General features: G+C 74.7%; 2 protein-coding genes. Both read right to left on the bottom strand.

From position 1 onward, the window contains the following. The coding region (locus G3I65_RS48565) for a hypothetical protein (RefSeq protein ID WP_160702339.1) at positions 1–372 on the bottom strand (372 nt) is incomplete at its 3' end. Positions 373–564: 192 nt separating this feature from the next. Further along, positions 565–3445 (bottom strand): non-ribosomal peptide synthetase (locus G3I65_RS48560; protein ID WP_160702337.1); only part of this gene is annotated, 2881 nt, incomplete at its 5' end.

Below are 3445 nucleotides of genomic sequence, written 5' to 3'. Positions count from 1 at the left end.
CTCCCCCCGCCGACCGACCGCGATCATCGGCAGCACGCTCACCGCGATTACCACCGAGCCCGGTCGCAACCGACGGCCGGCCACGCTCACCCGCCTGGTCCGATGCAGCACCGGCATCGCCACCACCCACAGCACCGCCCGACAGACCACCACCGGCCGCAACCACTCCCCCCGCCGACCGACCGCGATCATCGGCAGCACGCTCACCGCGATTACCACCGAGCCCGGTCGCAACCGACGGCCGGCCACGCTCACCCGCCTGCTCCGGCGCAGCACCGGCATCGCCGCCACCCACAGCACCGCCGGGCAGACCGCCACCGGCCGCAACCACTCCCCCCGCCGACCGGCCGCGATCGTCGGCAGCACGCTCACCGCGGTTACCACCGAGGCGAGTCCCCTCCGGCGGTCGGCCGTCATCGCCCGAGGCAAGGTCCCCGCCAGGGCTCCCGGCCGCCGAGCGGGTCCGGCCGGGAGCGGCAGTGTCGCGAAGCCGGTCATGGCCACTGTCGTCAGCGCCGGCGAACCGGTCACCGTCGGCGCTGCCCGGCAGGTGGTCGCCGCGGGTCACGATCGATCCCCTCGGCAGTCCGCCGCGATCGCCCTCAACGCCTCCGCGAAGTCGTCAGCCACCCCCGCAACCGTCGCCCGCTCGTGCAGATCGGGCCGGTAGAACCACGAAAACTCCAGCCGCCCGTCCCGCACCCCGCCGACGACCTCCAGCACGTGGGCCGGAACGTTCGCCGGGTCCTGCTCGCGCCCGATCGGCGGGTGGGCGCGCAAGTACAACCCGTCGCCAGAACCCGCGTGGTCGCCCTGGCCGAGGTAGTTGAACGCCACCTCCGGCGTCCGCCCGCCGAGCGACGGGTCCCGGTAGCAGCGCAGCGCGCCGAACCCGAACCCGTTGCCCGGCACCGCACGCAGCTGCCGCCGGACCGCCTTCACCAGCTCACGCCACCCCGCCGCCGGATCCACCGTCAGCGCCACCGGGAACAGCGTCGTGAACCAGCCGACCGTCCGCGACAGGTCCGCGCCCTCCAGGATCTCCTCCCGCCCGTGCCCTTCCAGGTCGACCGACACGGCGGGCTCCCCCGTCCAGCGGGTCAGCGCCCGGGCCAGCGCGGCGAGCAGGACGTCGTTGATGCGCGTCCGGTACGCCCCGGGCGCCCAGTGCAGCAACGCATCCGTCGCCCGCGAGTCGACCGCGACCGTGACCACGTCAGCGCCCGGTGGCGCCGAGGTCCGGTCGCGCGGGACCGCACAGCCAGGCAGGTCACGCGCCCAGTGCGCACGCTCGTCGTCCAGGCCACCCGACAAGACGAACTCGCGCAGCCGGTGGGCCCAGTCGCGGAAGGACGTCGTCTTCGGGCCGAGGTCCGGCTTCTCCCCCGCCTCGATCTGCCGGTACGCCCGCTCCAGGTCCTCCAGCAGGATGCCCCACGACACCGCGTCGACGACCAGGTGGTGCGCGGCCAGGAACAGCCGCCGGCCGGACAGCAGCGCGCGCAGCTGGGGCGGACGCGCCAGGTCGAAGCTCGCCTGCGCGTCGTCCGCCGCCTGCTCGAGGTCGGCCGCCGGCACCACCCGCAGCACCGCGCACGCCTCCACCGGCGCGTTGTGCTGCGTCCAGCCGTCCGGGGTCCGCTCGAAGCGCAACCGCAGCGCGTCGTGGTGCGCGATCACCGCGTCGAGCGCTTGCCGCAAGGCTTCTTCGTCCACCGGGCCGGCCAGCTCGACCAGCACGGACTGGTTGAAGTGCGCCGGGTTCGCCGGTTCCGCGTCGAAGAACCACCGCTGGATCGGCGTCAGCGGGACGTCGCCGACGACCGCCTCCCGCTCCTCGACGGCGTCCTCCGCCGCGTGCGCGACGGTGGCCAGCTCGGCGACCGTCTGGTGGGTGAACAGGTCCTTCGACCGCAACGCCAGCCCGGCCTGCCGGGTCCGGTGCACGACCTGGATGGCGAGGATCGAGTCGCCGCCCAGCTCGAAGAAGTTGTCCGTCACGCCGACGCGGGGCAGGCCGAGCACCGCCGACCACACGCCCGCGAGCGTCGTCTCGACGTCGGTCCGCGGGGGCACGAACTCCCCGGTCCGCACCTCCGTCAGGTCCGGTTCCGGCAGCGCCGCGCGGTCGACCTTCCCGTTGGCGGTCACCGGCACGGCGGCCAGCGGCACGAACACCGACGGCACCAGGTAGTCCGGCAGCGCCTCGCCCAGGTACGCCCGCAGCTCGGCCACCTCGCCGACGACGTAGGCGACGAGCCGCTTGTGCCCCTCGATCTCGCGGGCGACCACGACGGCTTCCCGCACGTCCGGGTGCTGCCGCAGCGCCGTCTCGATCTCGCCCAGCTCCACCCGGAACCCGCGGATCTTGACCTGCTCGTCGACGCGCCCGGCGAAGGACAGCTCGCCCGCCGCCGTCCAGCGGACGACGTCGCCGGTGCGGTACATCCGGGTGCCCGGGGCGCCGAAGGGGTTGGCGACGAACCGGTCCGCGGTCAGGCCCGGCCGGTCCAGGTAGCCGCGGGCCAGGCCCGGCCCGCTGACGTACAGCTCGCCGGGCGTGCCGATCGGCACCGGCCGCAGTGCCGCGTCCAGCACGTGCACCTCGGTGTTCGGGATCGGCCTGCCGATCGGCGGGGTGCCGCCCGGTGCGAGCGGCCCGCTCCACGACGTGACGACCGTGGCCTCGGTCGGGCCGTAGGCGTTGATCATCCGGCGCCCGGGCGCCCACCGCGCCACCAGCTCGGCCGGGCACGCGTCCCCGCCGACGAGCAGCGTGCGGAAGCCCGGCAGCGCGACGTCGGGCACGGTCGCCAGCGCGACCGGCGGGAGCAGCGCGTGCGTGATCCCCTGCTGCCGCAGGACATCCGCGAGCTGCTCACCGAGCAGCGGGCCCGCCGGCGGCACGACCAGCGCCGCTCCGGCGGGCAGCGAGAGGCACAGCTCGAGGATCGACGCGTCGAAGCTCGGCGAGCTGAACGCGAGCACGCGGTCCCCGGCGCGCACGTCGCAGTGCTCGATCTCGGCGGCGGAGAACGACGCCAGCCCGCGGTGGGTGACGACGACGCCCTTGGGCCGCCCGGTCGAACCCGACGTGTAGATCACGTACGCCGGGGTGTCCGGATCGACCGGACGGCCGAGGTTCGTGTCCGGGAAGCCCGGCGTGTCGAGTTCGGCGTCGACCACGAAGACCGGGCTCGCGTCCTCGAGCATGAACCGGATGCGCTCGGCCGGGTAACCGGGATCGACCGGCAGGAACGCGGCGCCGGTCTTGGCCACGGCGAGTTCGGTGACGACCAGCGCGACCGACCGCGGCAGCCGCACGGCGACCACCCGCTCCGGCCCCGCGCCGCGCTCGGCGAGCAGCCGGGCCAGCCGGTTCGCGCGTGCGTTCAGCTCCGCGAAGGTCAGCGTGCCATCCTCGGACACCAGCGCGGCCGCGTGC

Origin of the sequence: Amycolatopsis sp. SID8362, from assembly GCF_010550475.1 — a bacterium.
Classification (GTDB): Bacteria; Actinomycetota; Actinomycetes; order Mycobacteriales; family Pseudonocardiaceae; genus Amycolatopsis; species Amycolatopsis eburnea.
Note: the sequence above shows the minus strand (reverse complement) of the source record. Positions and strands in the feature narration are given on the sequence as shown.